This is a genomic window from Nibribacter koreensis (assembly GCF_039541795.1).
GTDB lineage: Bacteria > Bacteroidota > Bacteroidia > Cytophagales > Hymenobacteraceae > Nibribacter > Nibribacter koreensis.
This window is the reverse complement of the sequence record NZ_BAABGX010000002.1, coordinates 753888-771593: the sequence shown is the minus strand read 5'-3', so window position 1 is coordinate 771593 and position 17706 is coordinate 753888. Positions and strand designations below refer to the sequence as shown.

Below are 17706 nucleotides of genomic sequence, written 5' to 3'. Positions count from 1 at the left end.
GAAGAAGCAAGAGTCTTATGGTGAGGCGCTATCATTATTTTGCTTTGCCTGTGTTTTTGAAAAGTTCGGCGAGGCTGTCATACTCCCGCACAAAAAGAAGAGACAGTCCGGTGCGTATTAGCTGGCCGTCTATGAAGCCTTCATAAGAGTTCTCCCTAAAAGCCCGCAGGCGCAAACGGCCGTCTTGGGTAATGGAGTATTCTACAGAGACGTTTCCGGCAAACCCGCTGGTGGTGTTGCTGGCCTGGCTCTGGCTACTGCCTTCCAGGTTCACGTCTGTACCAAAGCGCACGGTCAGGCGGTCATTGATGAGCTGTTTCTGCATGGCAATGTTCAGGTCTGTGCGGGATTGGGCGTCACCGGTAGAATAGTCGTCATAAGAGTTCAGACCCAGTTCTAAGCCCAAGCCACCCAGATATTGTCCGGTTAAGTTGTTGAGCTGGTCTGTGAGCACCTTGCTGGCAGAACCGCGCAAAGCACTGTTGATGCCCCCGCCTCCTGAGGACGCCAAGGGATCCTGCGCCATAAATCTACCCAGTACCAGGAGGGAGAAGACCTGTTTGGTGCGCTCAGATTCCTGCGTAGGCTGGCTTAGCTGGTCCAGACGGGCGTCTACTTCGCCGCCAAACGCACCTTTGCTTTTCTCGTCCAATTCAATGTTGAAAGAAATGGCGGGTTTCATGAGTTCGCCGTCCAGGTTTAGGAACACGTCAAACGGTAACTTCTGACGGTACTGTCCAGACGTGGAAGGGTCAATGCCAGCCACCTGGCTTTGGATGAGCTCCAGCGGCGAAGCCTCTACATTATAGATAGCCGTAATATCTGCATCTGCTGTGAACGGGTCACCCGTCCAGACCACCGAGCTACCCGGCTCAATGTCAAACTTGCGTTGCACCAGCTCATAGAGACTCATTTCATAATCTCCTTTAGTCACTTCATAGCGGCCGGTCAAGGTGATGTTCTCCGTCACGTCATAGCCCACGTTCAAGATGGAGTTTCCTTGGATGGTAAGGTTATCGCCGGCGTTCTGGTCAACCACCACGGTGATGGGGGTTTCATCTGTCACTTCTAAGGTCATGGCCATCTCCACGCCTTGCATCACCGGTTCATCTACGTTTGTGGTGTCTAATGCCTTTTGCCTGGCAATAAACCGATTGCGGGTGCTGTCCACGTCTATGAACTTGACAATGCCTTCGCGGTTTACCCCAATGGGCTCATCTGGAATGACATAGGTGAAGTTGGAATTAGGCGCGATTTTGACGTTGGTGTTGATGACGGGCACGTTCAAATCGCCGGTAATGCGGCTGTCACTGTTGGCAAACACGCGGCCATAATACAAGGGGTTGTCTGCGGCCGTGCTGTTCATGACCATAAAGTTCTCTGTCACGGCCCGCAGGTCAAAACGATACTCAAGGAAGTTAGATGTCAGGATGGCGCCATTGATGGTAGCCTCATTGTTTAGAGAATCCAGTAGTGTAAAATCATTGAATTGAATGCCCTGGTTGTTCACGGTTAAGCGTTCATCTGGGATGCGGTAGGTGGAGTTGAGCATGGCCAGGTTAAAGGTGGCGTCTCTAAACTGTAGGTCACCGTTCACACTGGGCTGTTCAAAGTTTCCTCTCACTGCTACGGTTCCCAACAAGCCGCCCGTCATGTTCTTAAGCATGCCGTTGGTGAACGGTTGCACGCTGGCCAGGTTCAATTGGTCTAGCGTCACGTCAAAGCTCATCGGTTTACCCGCTGTGGTGAGGTAGTAGCCTTGCATGGTCACGTTGTTGCCGTTGCCCGTCAGGCGGCCCGTCAAGTCATAACGGTTGGCGGTGGTGTTTCTGGCCTGCACCTCTACATCGCCCACCGGGCTGTTGTAGTACTTAAGACCAGTCAAATCCATGTCGGCGGTAAAGCTCATGTTGCCGGCAATGTCATTCAAGGTGGCTTGCCCGTTCAACTGGCCAGAGAGTAGGCTGTCTGGTTGCATGGCGGCTCTGGATAAATAACCCAAGTCCAGGTTGGCCAAGGTCACATTTAGCGGCGAGTTAGGATTGTTAGGCGCTTGGCTCTGCAAAGTGATGGACTGCGGTCCGTTGGATAGTTGCAAGTTGTTGGCCACCACCGCGCCCGAAGTCGTGTAATAGCGCACGTAATTTCCCGGACTCACGGCCCATTTATCTTTGTTCAAAACCAAGTCTGGACTGATGCTTACCTCAAGGGCATTGGCCAGCTGTTTTAGCTGTACCCCTATGGCGGTCTCCTCTTCGCCGGCGGCGCTCATGTTGGCCGCCCGAGCGTTCACCAGATTGTCCTGCACATTACCAGCCACCAACACATTGTTGGCCTTAAAAGACGTGTCTTGTCGCACAGACTCTGCCCGCACCATGTAGTTCAGTTGCTCTGGGTTGGAGTCAACCTGCAAGGTCAAAGAATCCAACCGAACACCAGAATAACGCACACGCGGGGCATTGGCTTGAATCTGAAGGTTGGCAGTTTGGCTGTTATAAGAACCCTGCAAGGTGTCTAGACGCAGGCGCTGTAAGCCCGGCACAAAGGCGGTGACTACTCTTGGTTTATGCAAGGCTACCCCGAAGTTGAATTGTTTAACCGTGGCGCTTGGCTTGTATGGTCCATTGCCTAGATCATAATACCGACTGATGTGGTTCATCAACTCTGGCCCAATATCACCCAAACCAATGTTACCATCTAAGTTGGCGGTGGCTACATCTGAGATAAGGCGCATCTGCGTAGTGCCCGGTCTTTGCGTCAAGTACAGTTTAAGCGAATCTAGTTTAAGCGGCTGGTTGTTAGATACGATGGTGGCCTGACGGGCAATGATGCTTCCGTTCATGCTGTTGGCATCAGAACCGCTTAAATCGGCTACAATGTCGCCGCGTAAGCGTACGTCTTGCGGTAACAGTTTGAGTGCCTGAAAGTCTATTCCTTTGATGTTGGCATTAAAGGCGTACGTAGGCTGAGCACCGCGGAGGTTAGCTACGCCAATGATGTTGAAGACCATGTTGCTGTCCTGCGCGCTCACCGCTTTAATGCCGTAGCGGTTGCGATTGGCGTCAATGTTTAGGTCAATGCCTTTGTAGGTGTAGCCGCCATAATAGAGACTTTGCACGCGTCCGTCAATCTTGGCTACCATGGTTTCTGGCGTCATGCCCGTACCGTTGATGTTGGCGGTTAAGCTGGTGGGACCTAAGGTGGTGTCTCGCATTAATTTGCCCAGGTCAAACCGCACTAACTGTACGGTGCCTTTCACGCGTTCCTGGCCCTTTACGCGACCGGGTGTCATGTCAATGTCCGCCACCGCATTCCCGAAGCTGGTTCTAATGGTTGCGTCCACATCAAAGGCCGTCATGGAGCCGCTGATTCTTCCTTCCACATCCATGGACGGCGGCAGTTGGATGTTGGCAGGCAAGGTGCCGGCTGGGAGCAGGGATTTGACGTCTGCGGCAGTGGTGTGTAGCCGGTTCACTTGCAGGTTAGCCGTCAGATTGTCTACGTTCGGCAAGCCTTGGATTCTGCCGCTCACCGCTAGTTGGGTGTTTCGCCAGCCACTTACTCTAAAGTTGCTTAACAAGAGATTGTCCATGCGGCCATTGATCTGACCGCTCAGGTGCATGATCTCGTTTAAATTTCCCGCCAGCGGAGGTTGATTCACCAAAGTAGGTTGCAATAGGGCAATGTCTCTAAACCCGATGTGCGTGTTTTGGAAGTTCGCGCTGAGGGTAAGTTTGTTCAGGTCATCGGCGGCAGTTTCTAAAGACGGATAGCCTACTTTGATGCGGTTGGCAATGCGGCTGTGGCCGGTTTCTAATACCAGATCGGTGAGTTCGGTCTGCACCGAGTCAAACAAGATGCCGGCGGTAAACTGTTTTACTACAAAACCGCTCTGCTCTTTCAGGCTGAGTTGTTCTAATTGAGCGGTGGTGCGGTTACTGCTAAAGTATAGGTCTTGCAATTGCAGGTTCAGGTCTTGCGCGCGTAGGTGGTTGTAATCAACGCCGCGGGCAAGTTTAGGCGCCTCTACGTTGTCAAAAGCCGCGTCTACCCCGGTAATGTCAAGGTTGTCCAGCGTGACGATCCAGTTCACGGGCTCGCCGGTTTTGGAGACGGCTTCTTCAATGGCTTCAATGGCTTCTTTGGGGTTTACAACCCGGTACTCGGTAGGAATGTCAGCGTTTTGGGCATAGGCCAGCACGCTGTTGTGCAGTTCTATGCTGGCTAGGTCAATGCGCGTTTTCTGCAAGTCAATGTTCTCAGCCTTGACCAGGCCCTTTCCAATGTTGGTGTCTATGTACTGCCGGGATACGCCGTTTCTATATTTGACGCGCACATGGTCCAAGGTCACCGTCTTCAGGCCGAACTGCATGGTCAAAGGTTCCTGTTCTCCTTCCTCGGGGACTTTGGTCTGCACCACGTCTACCCAGGTGTTACGCAGGGTAATGTCGCCTATGCGGTAAATCTCCTTCTTCAGGTCCAGCTCGTCCATGTCCACGACCAGACTGCCCACGCGGGTTTTCACGTTCTGGCCGTTCACCTCGTCGCGGTAGGTGAGGTAGATGTTCTTCAGGTCAAGCGTGCCAATGTCATAGGTGAAACCAGCGCTGGTGGTATCTGCTGTCGTATTGGCCGGCGTGGCGAAGGCTTTTAAGATATAGTCAAAGTTGGTGGCGCTGTCAGGGAGGGTGCGGTAGATGTGGGCCGTGGCATTGCGGAGCTCCAGGGACTTCAAGCCAACCTTGGATTTTAGTATGCCCAGAATGTCCAGGTTGGCGGCCAGGTGCTCAGAGTACCAGAGCGTGTCGCCTTTCTGGTCTTCCAGGTAGACGTCTTCCAATAGAATGTCCTTCCTGAAATCGCTTCTAAACTTGCCTATCCTTACTTCGGTGCCAATCTTTCCTTCCAGGTAATTCTCAGCCTTGCGCGTGGCAAAGTCCTGCACCTTGGGGAATTGCATGGCCACCAGCAGTAGAACTACCAGTAATAACAAGGACCCAATGATCCAAAGGAGCACGGTGAGGGTCTTTAAGGTATAATGCTTGATAGAATGGGTAGACAACGACGTATAGCTTGCAGATTTGACGGACCCTACTTGTACTCCTTAGATATAGCTGTGGTTACATATTTGCTCCGCGGTCCTTGGCTTTGTTTTGCGTTTTTGGCTTGTTTTCTAAGAAACAGGCTAAAAACTGCCAGGCACTTAGGGCACGGGGCAAGCCTCTGGTGCCGTTGCTGCGTATTCTTTCCAAACACATTTTTGTTACATGGCCGCACCTAGACCTTCTTCCTCTGCCCAAAAAGCGCTACAAAGAGAACGCAACCGCCTACTGGTAAGGGTGCAACAGGCTTTGGAGGGGCCAATGATTGCGCTGGGCTTTGTGTGGCTGGTTCTGCTGGTGGTGGAGTTTATCTGGGGGCTCACGCCCGTGTTGGAAATGGCAAGCGTGGCTATCTGGATTCTGTTTGTTTTGGACTTTCTGCTTCGGTTTACGCTGGCGCCAGACAAAATGCCGTTCTTGAAAAGTAACTGGCTTACGGCTGTTTCTCTGCTGGTGCCGGCTTTGCGGGTGTTTAGAATTACTAGATTCCTGCGGGTGTTCAGGACGGTGCGGGCGGTGCGGGGCATTCGGCTGGTGCGGGTGCTTAGTTCCTTGAACCGGGGCATGAAAAGTCTGGGCGCCACCATGAACCGCCGCGGCTTTGGGTATATGCTGGCCTTGTCTTTGGCCGTTTTGCTAGCGGGCGCAGCCGGCATGTACGCCTTTGAAAAGGATCAACCTAACGGCTTTGACTCTTACAGTGAAGCGCTTTGGTGGACCGCCATGTTGCTGATCTCCCTGGGTAGTGAATATTGGCCTCAATCCGCTGAAGGACGAGCTCTCTGTTTTCTGCTGGCCTTGTATGGGTTTGCCGTGTTGGGGTATTTTACCGCCTTGTTGGCTAGCTTCTTTTTAGACCGGGACGCCGCCAGCAATGAAACGGAGATTGCCGGAGCCAAACAGATTGTGGCCTTGCAGCAAGAGGTTCGCGCGTTGCGGGGGATGTTAGAGGTTTTTATAGCCCAGCAATCTAGGCCTGAGGATAAAGGCTCTTCTTCTGAGGATTCTAAATTAGACTGAACCGGGGTTTTCGGATTCTCAAACATGGTCTTCTATGTGTTCCTTTCTCTAAACCAGATTGGAATCATTTCTTTTCTTTTTTCCGCTGTGGTTGGTGTTCTTCACTAACGAGCAAAGCTGCCACTCCAACTGCCTGTACTCTCTGGGAAAGACTTGGTGCACGCATTTGGCTGTTCCCACGGTAATTCCGTCTGTTCCGGTGCGCACCACCTTTCTTGTTGCATTTCTTCCGCTAAGCGCTCACGGCCGCGGGGCCCCGTCTTGGCCCTTCGCACTGCTGTTGTACTCTGGGCCTTTGGCCCCGCCCTGGCGGGCGACGAAACAACAGAGGCGCTCAGAACCAAGACTGTTTTCGGTTCCAATCCTGTGAGGGCTTGATGGTTGGTTCAGGTGGTTGTAGGTAAAGTCCGTCCCTGTCGCTGCAGAGGCACGCGTGCCAAGGCACGGTTGTAGCCATCTGCTATCACGTGGGCATGGTTCAAGTCTGCGCCTTGGTCCCATGATGGCGGGCATTCTGCAACTGCCCTGGAGCGCTGGCTTCAACCGGCGCGTTCTGTCCCCCTTCGGAGGGGGTAGGGGGAGGACTTGTTTAGGAATGGGGAGGACAAGTACTCCTTCAGACTCATGACTCGCGACTCAGGACTCAGGACTAAACAAGTAGCGTCCGGCGGGATCTGCGAGTGTCTGGGTCAAGAGTCGTTTTTGGCCTTATTCCTAGAAAACAGGGCAAAAAGCGGGTAAGATAGAGAAAGGAAGTCTTGGAGTGGCTTCTGAAGTCCACTGCTTGTTGCAGCCTTTGTCTATGTGGATGGTATTAGTCGTGTCAAACCCCAGGGACTTGGCTGTGGTGACCAGTTGCTGATAGGTGGCTTCTTCTAGTTGCGGGGAGGATGGCTGGTTCAGCACCTAATGAAAACGGCACTGGCTCCTATGGCCAGCAGGCAGCATTTTAGGAGCCAGGTAGATTTAAGCTAGGATGGTTACAGGTGTTTGCGCATCTGGTAATGCTGGATCTCTCCAAACAGCAGATACGTCTCCTGCTCCAAGTTAAAGTCGTTGCGCTTGTAAAAGTTGACGGCGTACTCTCGGGCCTGCACAATGAGGTCTGTGGCTCCCATGGCACGGGCCTTGTCTTCCACGGCGTGGAGGAGTTGGCGGCCAATCTGCTTGTTCTGGTACTTGGGTCCTACGGCCAGAAAGCGGAGCTGTGCTTCTGTGTCGGTTTCCATATGCACGCGGGCCACGCCCATGACCTCGCCGGTTTCTTCATTGACGGCCATGAGGTGGGTGGCGGTAGCGTCATCTTCTACCCGTTCACTGCCCTGCGGCTGGTACCAGGGCATACGAAGCATCTCATAGCGTAGGCGGTAATACTGCTCAAACTCATGAAAGGTAGACGGCTGAAGAATTTGCATAAAGCGATTTTGGGCTCTTTTCTGTAAAATCGCCTAAATCTACTAAGTTTGTTTGGCATTAGGCAATCGTTTGCCGTACTAAGCAATTGTTTTACCATACACCTATTACTTTCTATCCCATGGCCTCTTTTGATATTGTAAGCAAAGTTGACCCTCAGACCTTAGAAAACGCCATTAACACGGTCAAAAAAGAAATACAGAACCGCTATGACTTTAAAGACACCAAAGGCAGCGTGGAACTGGACAAGAAAAACAACCTGGTGCAGATCTCTACCGAGAACGACATGCGCCTGCGTCAGATTGAGGACATCATCCTGACCAAGATTGTGAAGCAGAACATTGACTCCACGGCCCTGGACTTCAGCAAGGAGCACTATGCCAGCGGACCTATGGTCAAGAAGGAAGTGAAAGTGCGCGCCGGCCTTGACAAGGAAGACGGCAAGAAGATTGTCAAACTCATCAAGGACAGCAAGATCAAGGTGACCCCCGCCATCATGGATGACCAGGTGCGCGTAACCGGCAAGAACATTGATGACTTGCAAGCCGTAATTGCCCTGTTGCGCCGCGCTGAGTTAGGGATTCCGTTGCAGTTCATCAACATGAAGTCGTAACTAGCTTTGCCGGAGCGCCTATTAATTTTTTGCCTCTAAAAGAGAAGGCAAGCGTACTGTGGAATATTCTCTACCTTGCTCCTTTATCCATTCCCCTAAGCACATTCACGAACTATGTTTGACCTCAGTATTTTTACCAACCCAGACGTCTGGCTAAGCCTGCTCACGCTAACCTTTATGGAGGTGGTGCTGGGTATAGACAACATTGTCTTTATTTCTATTGTGGTGGGCCGTCTACCCAAAGCCCAGCAAGGCAAAGGCCGTACCATTGGCCTCATGCTGGCCCTGGTGTTCAGGATTATCCTCTTGATGTTCATCAGTACCATTGTCAATGCCAAACAGCCTATCTTCTCCATGAACTTGTTCTGGATGGAGGAACCGTTTGGCGTGTCTTGGCGTGATATCATTCTCTTGGCTGGGGGCTTGTTCCTGCTGGCCAAAAGCACCACAGAAATCCATAACAAGCTGGAGGGCGAGGAAGAGACGCACAGTGCTACCGGTGGCACGGCCACTTTGGGCAAGATCCTTGTGCAGATCATTGTGATTGACCTGGTCTTCTCTTTTGACTCTATCCTGACGGCCGTGGGCATGGTAGACCATCTCATTGTGATGGTGATTGCCGTCATCCTGTCCATGGGCATCATGCTGGCCTTTGCCAAGGTGATCAGTGATTTTGTGAACACGCACCCTACCGTGAAAATGCTGGCGCTTTCTTTCCTTATCCTGATTGGGGTGATGCTGATTGTAGAAGCCTTCCATGGTGAGATACCTAAGGGCTACATCTACTTTGCCATGTTCTTCTCCCTATTGGTAGAGATGCTGAACATGAAGCTCAGAAAGAAAACTACGCCGGTGCACTTGCGCCAGAATGAGATTCTGGACAATGACGGCAACCCAGAGACCTTGATGTAACCTCTGCAAGTGTAATAAACGCAAAGAGCGGAAACCGTAGCTACGGTTTCCGCTCTTTGCGTTTAAGGCGTTTTTGGCCTCTTTTCCAGAAAACAGCCCAAAAACGGAGGCAAATAAAAATCCCCCTGCCAGGGGCAAGGGGATTTCAAACAAACCAAAATGAAAATTCTTATTTCTTACTGTCGTCGTCAGCGGCCTTCTTAAAGGCGTCTACATTGTGAAAGTTCCTGAACTCCAGATCTTCCTGTGAAATGTCACTGAGGACTTTCTTACGTTGAATAGCCTTAGGAAGGTTTTCAGAAATTGTATTAATATCTCCAGAACGCGCTCCAGCCACCGCTAAGGCATAATATCCCATGGCATGGTCAGGCAGGGCTTGGGTATGGCGCAGTAGATCTGCCTTGGCCCCGGCGCTGTCTCCGCCTAACATCTTGGCAATGCCTCTGTTATAGTACACGCCTTCTACACTAGCTGCCTGGTCAAAGTGCCGGATGGCCTCCGCAAACTGACCGGTCTGCGCATAGGCCAAGCCCAGGTTGTAATGCGCCTGCGGGCTGTTCTTCTGGGCAAGTGACTGCTTTAGGTATTGGATGGCCTTAGGGTAGTTTTCAATGACCATGTAGGCAGAGCCCAGATTGCTTAAGACGGCCCAGTCAGTTCGGTTGAGCTGGTAGGCCAGCTCCAGCAGGTTGATGCTCTCTGTAAAGGCGCCTTTGTACTTAAAGTCTACCACGGTCTCTTCTGGGTTGTCATACTTGATCTTGTACTTGTATTTGTAGGCGTTCACGTCTTGCGGTTCTTTCTTGATGTCGTTCTTGAACTTGCTGTCAAAGTCGCCGCCTACGCCTACAATGGCATCATCACCGCCCACAATGGCAATCCCGTCACTAGCCGGGGCGTCTGGCTCACGCACTAGTTTCAAGATGGCCAGGTCATTGATGGCGCGGTAATCCTCACGGTACACGTCATAGTAGGCCAGGAGCAGGGACATCTTTCCAGACGGGGCCTTGGTGCGCTGGGCCGCCTCCAGCCATTCTTCCTTGTCCAGGATTTCGCGAAGCTGGTATTTTTGCAGATTACCCGAGATATAGGCCACAGCCACTGAGTCTAGTTGCTTGTCATTGAGGGCGGGGCGCATGGCCTTGTTAGTTTCTACTACCACAATAGAGCGGCGCAAGGGTTGCAACAGTTCTTCTACGCGCTTGGATTTTCCGCCCAGCAAGGCCATGACGTTTTTCTCGGTCTCGGGGGCGGGCGTGCCGGCGTTGATGGCGTCAATCACTTTCTGCTTGGTGGCGTCTGGGTAGTCAGATGCTAGTAAGGTTTCTTTGAAGCCTCTCCAGTCCTCAGCGGTGGTCTCTGTCTTAAAAGTGGCTTTGGTAAGCACGGTGCCGTAGTTCATTTCCTTTAGTTTGGCGCGCAACCAGTCAGCGGCCTGCTGGGAGCGCTGCTCAGAAAGCTGCACGTTGCGTTTCATGGTGCCCTCTGGCGAGGCAAAGCCTCTAATGGTGATGGTGCTCTCTGGATTCTTCTTCAGGAAATCTCCTATGGCTTTTACATCACGTTGGTAGGCTTCTTTGCTGAGCTTAGAAATGTCTACCGGAAAATTGAACTGGGCCAGCAGTTTAAGTGGCTGGGTGTCTTTGGTACGCACCGTGTCAATGGTGGCGAACTGGTATTGGACATTGTTGATGAACCATAGACCCGCGGTAGAACAGCATTTAGCCACATCGTCCACCTCGCCGGCAATGCGGTCGCCGCCTGCCTCATAGACATAGGTAAAGTCAATGTCCTTGCCAATCATGTCTGTGATGAACGGTAGGGTGATGGTTACGTCTGCGTTGATGCCGTTTTTACGCACGTTGGTCACAGGTCCATAGGTGGCCGTGAACTTGTCGTACTTGTAATCGCCTAACCTAGGGGTGACGGTCAAGGTGCCGCCGTCTTTGAGCTTGCGGTGCGCTGGGATGGTAATTTTGGCTTTCAGGCGCACGCTGTCTCCTCTAACTTCTAGAGGATTAGGGGTAACCACAGCCGTTGCTTTATTAGCGTCTTGGGCCAAGGCAGGGGCTAAACTACTAGCCGCTAGCGCCAAGGCGAAAGTTAAAATTGTTTTATTCATAGTTCTTCTGTTTAGTGGAAGAATAGGTTAACTGCTTATATAGTACCCTGTTGAGCCTGTATAGGTTGCTAAATGTAAGTTAATGGCTTGGTTGTGAGAGAGTTGTTTTTGCTGGTGGTGAGTTTAAAAATTATACTAAACACATAGTGAGAGATGGTGGCAGAGCAGATTGCCTGGCGTCTTTGGAAGGAAGCGCTACTTAATACGCTTTTACGGAGAATGATGGAAATGAAGTGCGCGCGAAGCCTGCTCCTTTATTAAAGCTGGACTACCATGACCTTGCTATGCACTACACAGAAATAACTGATTTTCTATCAGTTGACATGCTGGTAGGCTTCTAATAAATAGTTGTTGCTTAGCTAGAATGGTCTGCACTAAAAAAATGATGAATATCACTTTTAACGCAAAACCAGGTTTTCTTGGCGTTTTGAAGGGTTTTTGTAAGTGCTTGGATGCGTGAGGATTAAGAATTCTTATTTAAACGGAATTATTTCTATTTAGTCTTGCTTTTATCTACAAGAGTTTGTTAAATTTGTTTAATTCTTATAAAGCAGTAGAAACTTTCTAATCTGAAAGTACTCCCCTTCCTCTGTCAAAGAATTTTAAAGGCCCCCATTTCTTGTGATTTTTAAACCTTTTACCAACAAGAACATGCAGAAGCTACGAATTGTGTACCTGCTACTTTGTGCCTTGACCTTGTCTTTCAATGCACATGCAACCTCTGGTGGAGAAGTTGCCAACGCCCTCGCGCTTTCTAAGGAAAGAGTAAAGGAAATCACCCTGCAGATTAAACAGAATCCATTAGACGCGCAGGCCTATGCTAACCGGGGTGTTGTTAAGATGGAAATGAATGATGCCTTTGGTGCCATTAAAGACTACACTACCTCCTTGCGCTTAGAGCCGCAGACAGCAGGAGTGCTCCAGAAAAGAGGTCAGGCATTTTTACAGATTGGAGCCTACAAAGAAGCGGCGCAAGACATCACGTCAGCCATGGCGCTAGCTTCTACGCATGAGCTTTTATATGACCGGGCCGTGCTTAAATACCACCTGGATGATTATTTTGGTGCTTTGCAAGACTTAAATGAAGTGCTGGCGGTCACGCCCACGCATCACAAAGCCTTGTATAACCGCGCCATCATTGCTCTGGAACTTAATAAAGCCCAGGAAGCGGTTGCAGATTTAGAAGCCTTTTTAAAGCTGAATCCAGAGGATGTCCATGCTAAGCACTCACTGGCCTTGGCGCAAAAGGAGTTGAGCAGACGCGTAGCCAGTAACCAGTAAATAATAATCCTGCTCTCCGCAGAAATAAGTGAGCTCCTAAGCCTGCTTTATCAACAGCTTGCTCAGTACATCCCACACCACTACACCCACCGTCACCGAGATATTTAAGGAGTGCTTGGTGCCAAACTGCGGAATCTCCAGCACCCCGTCTGCCGCGGCAATCACCTCTTCCTCCACGCCAAACACCTCATTCCCGAAGACAAAGGCGTATTTCCCATCTTTCGCTGGCGAAAAATTAGTGAGCATAGTGCTGTCCTGCGCCTGTTCCACCGCCCAAACCGAATATCCCTCGGCTTTCAGGGCAGTAACCGCCTCTAATGTGCTCTCTACGTGTACCCATTCCACCGATTCCGTTGCGCCCAGTGCGGTTTTGTGGATTTCTTTGTTAGGAGGCGTGCCGGTAATTCCGCAGAGGTAGATTTTCTCCACGGCAAAGGCATCGGCGGTTCTAAAGGTGGAGCCCACGTTGTGCAGGCTGCGCACGTTGTCTAGTACCAACACCAACGGATTTTTTTGCTTATTTTTGAAGTCCTCCACTGAGTCACGCTGGAGTTCTTCCATGCTTAGCTTGCGCATAGAGAATGTAAAATTTGGGCTCGCCCTGATTGTATTGGCAAAGGTAAGCGATAGGAAGCCACCAGCCCGTTTTTAGCCTGTTTTTCTGAAACCAGGCCAAAAACGACCATGACCGGAGAGAGGATGCAATGGGTTTGATGTATGGAGGCAGGTGAAATTGAGCCTCTTCCAATTAGCACATAAGCACATTAAGCAATCAGCACATTAAACAATTAGCACATTAAAAAACGCTTTGGCTAAGACGACAGGAGAGTTCAGCGCTACCCCGCTGATGAAACAATACAATGCCATCAAGGCGAAACACCCAGGCGCGCTCCTGCTCTTCAGAGTAGGAGACTTCTATGAGACCTTTGGCGAGGATGCTATCAAGGCCAGCAAGATTCTGGGCATCATGCTCACCAAGCGCGGCAACGGCTCTGCCTCTGAAACGGCTCTGGCTGGTTTTCCGCACCATTCCATGGACACCTACCTACCCAAACTGGTTCGGGCCGGCGAGCGTGTAGCCATCTGCGACCAATTGGAGGATCCCAAAACCGTCAAAGGCATTGTCAAGCGGGGCGTGACTGAGTTAGTGACGCCCGGCGTATCGTTCAACGACCAGGTGCTGGACCAAAAGCGGAACAACTATTTAGCATCTCTGCACTTCGGGAAAAACAATATTGGCATTGCCCTGCTGGACGCCTCTACCGGTGATTTTATGCTCGCCGAGGGTGATTCCGGGTACATGGGCAAGCTGTTGCAGAACTTCAGCCCCGCCGAGGTCTTGTTTTGCAAAGGCAAGAAAGAGGCCTTCTTCCAGAACTTTGGGCAGGATTTCTGTCATTACGGACTGGATGAATGGGTGTATAGCTATGACTTCGCGGTAGAGAACCTCACTAAGCAGTTCAATACCCAGTCCTTGAAAGGCTTCGGGGTGGAAGGCTTGACGGAGGGCATCACTGCCGCCGGCGCCATTTTGCATTACCTGGCAGAGACCCAGCACCATGACCTTAGGCATATTTCCACGCTTGGCCGCCTGGAGGAAGACAACTACGTCTGGCTGGACCGGTTCACGGTACGCAACCTGGAGCTGATTTATCCGCAACACCCCGAAGGCGTGCCCCTAATCAATGTGCTGGACAACACCGTCACGCCCATGGGTGCCCGCCTCTTACGCAAGTGGCTGGTGTTGCCCTTGAAAGACGCCGCCCAAATTAGACGCCGCCTGGATACGGTAGAAGGACTGCAAGCCAGGCCCGAGTTGTTGCAGGATATTACGCATTACCTCAAGCAGATGAGCGACCTGGAGCGCCTCATCTCCAAGGTAGCCGTGCGCCGCGTAAACCCGCGCGAGCTCTTGCAACTGGCCCGCGCCCTGGAAGCCACGCTTCCGATCAAAGAATTGCTAGCCGTGAGCGGGGTTCCGGCCCTGCAGAAACTAGCCGACCAATTGTTGCCGTGCGCCAGTATCCGGGATGAGATTCAGACGATATTAAAAGCCCAGGCGCCAGTGCTCACCAACCAAGGGAACCTGGTGAACGACGGCATTGACCCGGAACTGGACGAACTGCGCGCCATCGCATTCTCGGGCAAGGATTACCTGCTTCAGATTCAACAGCGCGAAATCCAGAACACTGGTATCTCCTCATTGAAGATTGCCTATAACAAGGTGTTTGGCTACTATTTGGAGGTGACCCACGCCCATAAAGACAAGGTGCCTTCGTCTTGGATAAGAAAGCAGACCTTGGTCAACGCAGAGCGCTACATCACCGAGGAGCTCAAAACCTACGAGGAGAAGATTCTGCACGCTGAGGACCGCCTGTTTGTGATTGAACAGCGCATCTTCAACGAGTTGATGCTGAGCACCGCCGAGTATGTGCCCCAGATTCAGCAGAACGCCAAGGCACTGGCCGTGCTGGACTGTCTGGCTAACTTCGCGCAACTGGCCACGCAGAACGGCTACGTAAAGCCCGAGGTAGACGAAAGCACCGCCTTGAACATTACCCAAGGCCGTCACCCGGTCATTGAAAAGCAGTTGCCACCTGGTGAGCGCTATGTGCCCAATGATATTAAGCTGGACAATGACGAACAGCAGATTATCATTGTCACGGGGCCTAACATGGCGGGTAAAAGTGCCTTGTTAAGACAAACTGCGCTCATTGTGCTCATGGCGCAGATTGGCTGTTTTGTGCCCGCAGAGGCCGCCCAGATTGGCGTCATTGACAAAATCTTCACCCGAGTAGGCGCCTCAGACAACCTAAGCCGCGGCGAGAGTACATTCATGGTGGAGATGACCGAGACGGCCAGCATTCTCAACAACCTGTCTGACCGTAGTTTGGTCTTGATGGATGAGATTGGCCGGGGCACCAGTACCTATGACGGTATTTCCATTGCCTGGGCTATTGTAGAGCACCTGCACAACGCGCCTAAAGGCCGGGCCAAAACGCTTTTCGCTACGCATTACCATGAGTTGAACCAGCTCACCGAGGATTTTCCGAGGGTACGCAACTATAACGTGAGTGTGAAGGAGAGCAACGGCAAGATTCTGTTCATGCGCAAACTTGTAGAAGGGGGCAGTGCCCACAGTTTCGGGATACAGGTGGCCCAGATGGCCGGTATGCCCAACAGCGTGGTGATACGGGCCAACGAAATCATGCACCACCTGGAGCAGGAGAAAATCAGCCATCCGCACCAGGATCCGCAGGAGGTGATGAAGAGCCTGCCCAAACAGCCGTACCAATTGAGCATGTTTGAACTCAATGACCCGCAACTAGTGCGCATCAAGGAGATGTTTGAAAAACTGGACATCAACACCATCACGCCGGTAGAGGCTCTCCTCAAATTGAATGAGCTTAAAATGTTGGTGGACGGCAAAAAGGATAAAGTGTAACTAGTCGCGAGTTCTGAGTCTAGAGTCGCGAGTCTGGGCATGGATATTTTTAGCAGCGCCCGCTTTTCTATGGAGAGCGGGCATTGTCATTTTTGGCTTGTTTTGACCAAAACAGGCCAAAAACGACAGAAGAGTTCTTCAGGCGCAGAAAAACTTTTAAAAATTTGTGCCTGATTTTCAGAAGGATTACCGTTTGGTGAAGATTTTTTTAGGCTTAGTGCTTGACAAAAAAGATTTCTTGCTTACCTTTGTATCACTAATTCAAACGACGGAATTAGAAACAATGCGAAAGTAGCTCAGTTGGTAGAGCGCGACCTTGCCAAGGTCGAGGTCGCGGGTTCGAACCCCGTCTTTCGCTCCAATTAAAAGACGTTGCCTCGGTAACGTCTTTTGTTTATCTGCTCATTTTCATTTCTGCTTCAGAAATGAAAGGCCGGGATGGTGGAACTGGTAGACACGCAAGACTTAAAATCTTGTTTCCATTAGGAAGTGCGGGTTCGATTCCCGCTCCTGGTACTTACAAACAAAAAGGCCGCTCTTGACACTAAGGGCGGCCTTTTTGTTTGTAAGTAACTAACTTCTTGCTAAGTGCCTTCTCTCTTGTAATCTATAGTGCATTATTTGTTCTTGTGATTTTGGCAGAGAAGGAACTTAAACATAGGGAATACGCTCTATAAAGAACACTCAAGCCTCTTGTTAATCAAGAGATTAAAAAACGCTTCTTATAACTTTTATGATACTTTTCCAGAACCACCTTGTTGTATTGGACTATGACCCTAAGACAGATATTCTGTTTGTAGAATGGCCTAGTCTTAATGCCTATGACTTGTTGGAGATTGAGCGCACGGTGAATTTGCTGGTAGACTACATTAGAAATTATGACGTCAAGAATCTTTTGATTGACAGCAGCCATTCACAGATGCACCCAGACATGGACATGGAGGCGTACATGCGCATAGTGACTGATTTTGCCCTTAATTTGCAGAAAACGCGTCTAGAACGGTCTGCCAGCGTAGTGCACGTGGACAAGGTAAGGCAGGAGCAGTCAGAGAAAATATCTGAGCAGGTAACCCAAAAAGTACACCTCACCATAGAAAGTAGAAACTTTACCACCCGTGAAGAAGGCTTCAGGTGGCTAAGGGGCGAAGAAGTGTAGACTACTACTCGCAGAGACTCAGATTTTGTTTTAATTGAGCTAGCTAATCAGGTAATTGCTATAGCCCGTTAGTTATATAGGAACACAAACAACAGCGCCGCTTCTTTTTAAAGGAGCGGCGCTGTTGTTTGTATGTGAGTTAAAAAAAGCGTCTGTGGTCATGCAGCATAAGGCGTTTTCAATCTGTTGATAATCAATTGGTAAATGTGTAAACCTTTGATAGTTATAACAGTAAACTAAGGTAAATCCATTTTCAACCTTAACAGCAAGCGTATGAAAAGAGAAATTTACTTAAGATGTAATTTGCCCGGAGTGCGAGAGGGAAACGTGAAGGAGATGGACGTACGGGAAATGCTGTACGGTAAATTGACTCTTCTCAAAGAACCCGGGTTGTTAAACGTAAACCAACTGCAAAACCTGCACTGGGAGCTAGAGGCCCAAACCGACCGGGGAGACTGGCTCCATTTTGATTGGGAAATGGTAGACCCCGCCACCGTAGGCGAAGCGCAAATGGAGTAACAGCAAAAAAGCCTCGGTGATGCCGGGGCTTTTTTGTGCCTTATAAAATTGCCTGCCAAACGTTTTTAGTAATGCAAGACAGATTGGTTTTGCAGAGATGATGGCTAGAAGCCGTTTTTGGCC

At 50.6% G+C, this 17706-nt stretch carries 12 protein-coding genes and 2 tRNA genes; 9 read left to right on the top strand and 5 right to left on the bottom strand.

The window, feature by feature from the left end; translation table 11 throughout:
* Window positions 1–34: 34 nt before the first annotated feature.
* Window positions 35–5062 carry a translocation/assembly module TamB domain-containing protein gene (locus ABD880_RS10575; protein WP_345165587.1) on the bottom strand — a complete coding sequence of 1676 codons (5028 nt, stop codon included), beginning with the start codon at window positions 5060–5062 and terminating at the stop codon, window positions 35–37.
* Between the two features lie 205 nt (window positions 5063–5267).
* Between ABD880_RS10575 and ABD880_RS10570 the strand changes: the two genes are divergently transcribed.
* Window positions 5268–6122: an ion transporter gene (locus ABD880_RS10570; protein WP_345165585.1), complete on the top strand. Its 855-nt coding sequence runs from the start codon at window positions 5268–5270 to the stop codon at window positions 6120–6122.
* Between the two features lie 714 nt (window positions 6123–6836).
* Here the strand turns inward: ABD880_RS10570 and ABD880_RS10565 are convergent.
* Together ABD880_RS10565 and ABD880_RS10560 are read right to left on the bottom strand one after the other, a co-directional pair.
* Window positions 6837–7028, bottom strand: a complete 192-nt coding sequence (locus tag ABD880_RS10565) for a lipocalin/fatty-acid binding family protein (RefSeq protein WP_345165583.1) — start codon at window positions 7026–7028, stop codon at window positions 6837–6839.
* 74 nt (window positions 7029–7102) lie between these two features.
* Entirely contained in the window at window positions 7103–7537 is a 435-nt protein-coding gene (locus ABD880_RS10560; RefSeq protein WP_345165580.1) for a GNAT family N-acetyltransferase, read from the bottom strand.
* A gap of 119 nt (window positions 7538–7656) precedes the next feature.
* Here ABD880_RS10560 and ABD880_RS10555 point away from each other — a divergent pair, with 119 nt between their 5' ends.
* Together ABD880_RS10555 and ABD880_RS10550 are read left to right on the top strand one after the other, a co-directional pair.
* Window positions 7657–8148, top strand: a complete 492-nt coding sequence (locus ABD880_RS10555) for a YajQ family cyclic di-GMP-binding protein (protein WP_345165577.1) — start codon at window positions 7657–7659, stop codon at window positions 8146–8148.
* A gap of 114 nt (window positions 8149–8262) precedes the next feature.
* Window positions 8263–9060, top strand: coding sequence for a TerC family protein (locus ABD880_RS10550; protein ID WP_345165574.1), 798 nt, complete (start codon window positions 8263–8265; stop codon window positions 9058–9060).
* Between the two features lie 169 nt (window positions 9061–9229).
* Here the strand turns inward: ABD880_RS10550 and ABD880_RS10545 are convergent, their stop codons facing one another.
* On the bottom strand, window positions 9230–11182 hold the full coding sequence (locus ABD880_RS10545; RefSeq protein ID WP_345165571.1) for a tetratricopeptide repeat protein: 1953 nt from the start codon (window positions 11180–11182) through the stop codon (window positions 9230–9232).
* A gap of 651 nt (window positions 11183–11833) precedes the next feature.
* Here ABD880_RS10545 and ABD880_RS10540 point away from each other — a divergent pair.
* Window positions 11834–12463 (top strand): tetratricopeptide repeat protein, encoded by a 630-nt coding sequence (locus tag ABD880_RS10540; RefSeq protein ID WP_345165569.1) that lies wholly within the window; start codon window positions 11834–11836, stop codon window positions 12461–12463.
* Between the two features lie 36 nt (window positions 12464–12499).
* Here the strand turns inward: ABD880_RS10540 and ABD880_RS10535 are convergent, their stop codons facing one another.
* On the bottom strand, window positions 12500–13024 hold the full coding sequence (locus tag ABD880_RS10535; protein WP_345165566.1) for an RNA methyltransferase: 525 nt from the start codon (window positions 13022–13024) through the stop codon (window positions 12500–12502).
* A 286-nt stretch (window positions 13025–13310) separates the two neighbouring features.
* On the opposite strand from ABD880_RS10535, the gene mutS reads away from it, so the two are divergent.
* From mutS to ABD880_RS10510, 5 genes are all read left to right on the top strand, one after another.
* The gene (mutS, locus tag ABD880_RS10530; RefSeq protein ID WP_345168063.1) at window positions 13311–15908 is read left to right on the top strand and encodes a DNA mismatch repair protein MutS; all 2598 of its coding nucleotides are present in this window, start codon (window positions 13311–13313) and stop codon (window positions 15906–15908) included.
* Window positions 15909–16193: 285 nt separating this feature from the next.
* Window positions 16194–16269: transfer RNA gene (locus ABD880_RS10525), tRNA-Gly, on the top strand.
* A gap of 71 nt (window positions 16270–16340) precedes the next feature.
* Window positions 16341–16424, top strand: a tRNA-Leu gene (locus ABD880_RS10520).
* A 217-nt stretch (window positions 16425–16641) separates the two neighbouring features.
* Window positions 16642–17064 carry a hypothetical protein gene (locus ABD880_RS10515; RefSeq protein ID WP_345165563.1) on the top strand — a complete coding sequence of 141 codons (423 nt, stop codon included), beginning with the start codon at window positions 16642–16644 and terminating at the stop codon, window positions 17062–17064.
* Between the two features lie 273 nt (window positions 17065–17337).
* Window positions 17338–17583, top strand: a complete 246-nt coding sequence (locus tag ABD880_RS10510; protein ID WP_345165561.1) for a hypothetical protein — start codon at window positions 17338–17340, stop codon at window positions 17581–17583.
* Window positions 17584–17706 lie beyond the last annotated feature (123 nt).

Excerpts from the sequence above, each read along its gene's own strand:
- ABD880_RS10570 (WP_345165585.1), top strand. The coding sequence starts at position 5,268 with ATGGCCGCACCTAGACCTTCTTCCTCTGCCCAAAAAGCGCTACAAAGA.
- ABD880_RS10560 (WP_345165580.1), bottom strand. The coding sequence starts at position 7,537 with ATGCAAATTCTTCAGCCGTCTACCTTTCATGAGTTTGAGCAGTATTAC.
- ABD880_RS10555 (WP_345165577.1), top strand. The coding sequence starts at position 7,657 with ATGGCCTCTTTTGATATTGTAAGCAAAGTTGACCCTCAGACCTTAGAA.
- ABD880_RS10550 (WP_345165574.1), top strand. The coding sequence starts at position 8,263 with ATGTTTGACCTCAGTATTTTTACCAACCCAGACGTCTGGCTAAGCCTG.
- ABD880_RS10545 (WP_345165571.1), bottom strand. The coding sequence starts at position 11,182 with ATGAATAAAACAATTTTAACTTTCGCCTTGGCGCTAGCGGCTAGTAGT.
- ABD880_RS10540 (WP_345165569.1), top strand. The coding sequence starts at position 11,834 with ATGCAGAAGCTACGAATTGTGTACCTGCTACTTTGTGCCTTGACCTTG.
- ABD880_RS10535 (WP_345165566.1), bottom strand. The coding sequence starts at position 13,024 with ATGGAAGAACTCCAGCGTGACTCAGTGGAGGACTTCAAAAATAAGCAA.
- mutS (WP_345168063.1), top strand. The coding sequence starts at position 13,311 with ATGAAACAATACAATGCCATCAAGGCGAAACACCCAGGCGCGCTCCTG.
- ABD880_RS10515 (WP_345165563.1), top strand. The coding sequence starts at position 16,642 with ATGATACTTTTCCAGAACCACCTTGTTGTATTGGACTATGACCCTAAG.
- ABD880_RS10510 (WP_345165561.1), top strand. The coding sequence starts at position 17,338 with ATGAAAAGAGAAATTTACTTAAGATGTAATTTGCCCGGAGTGCGAGAG.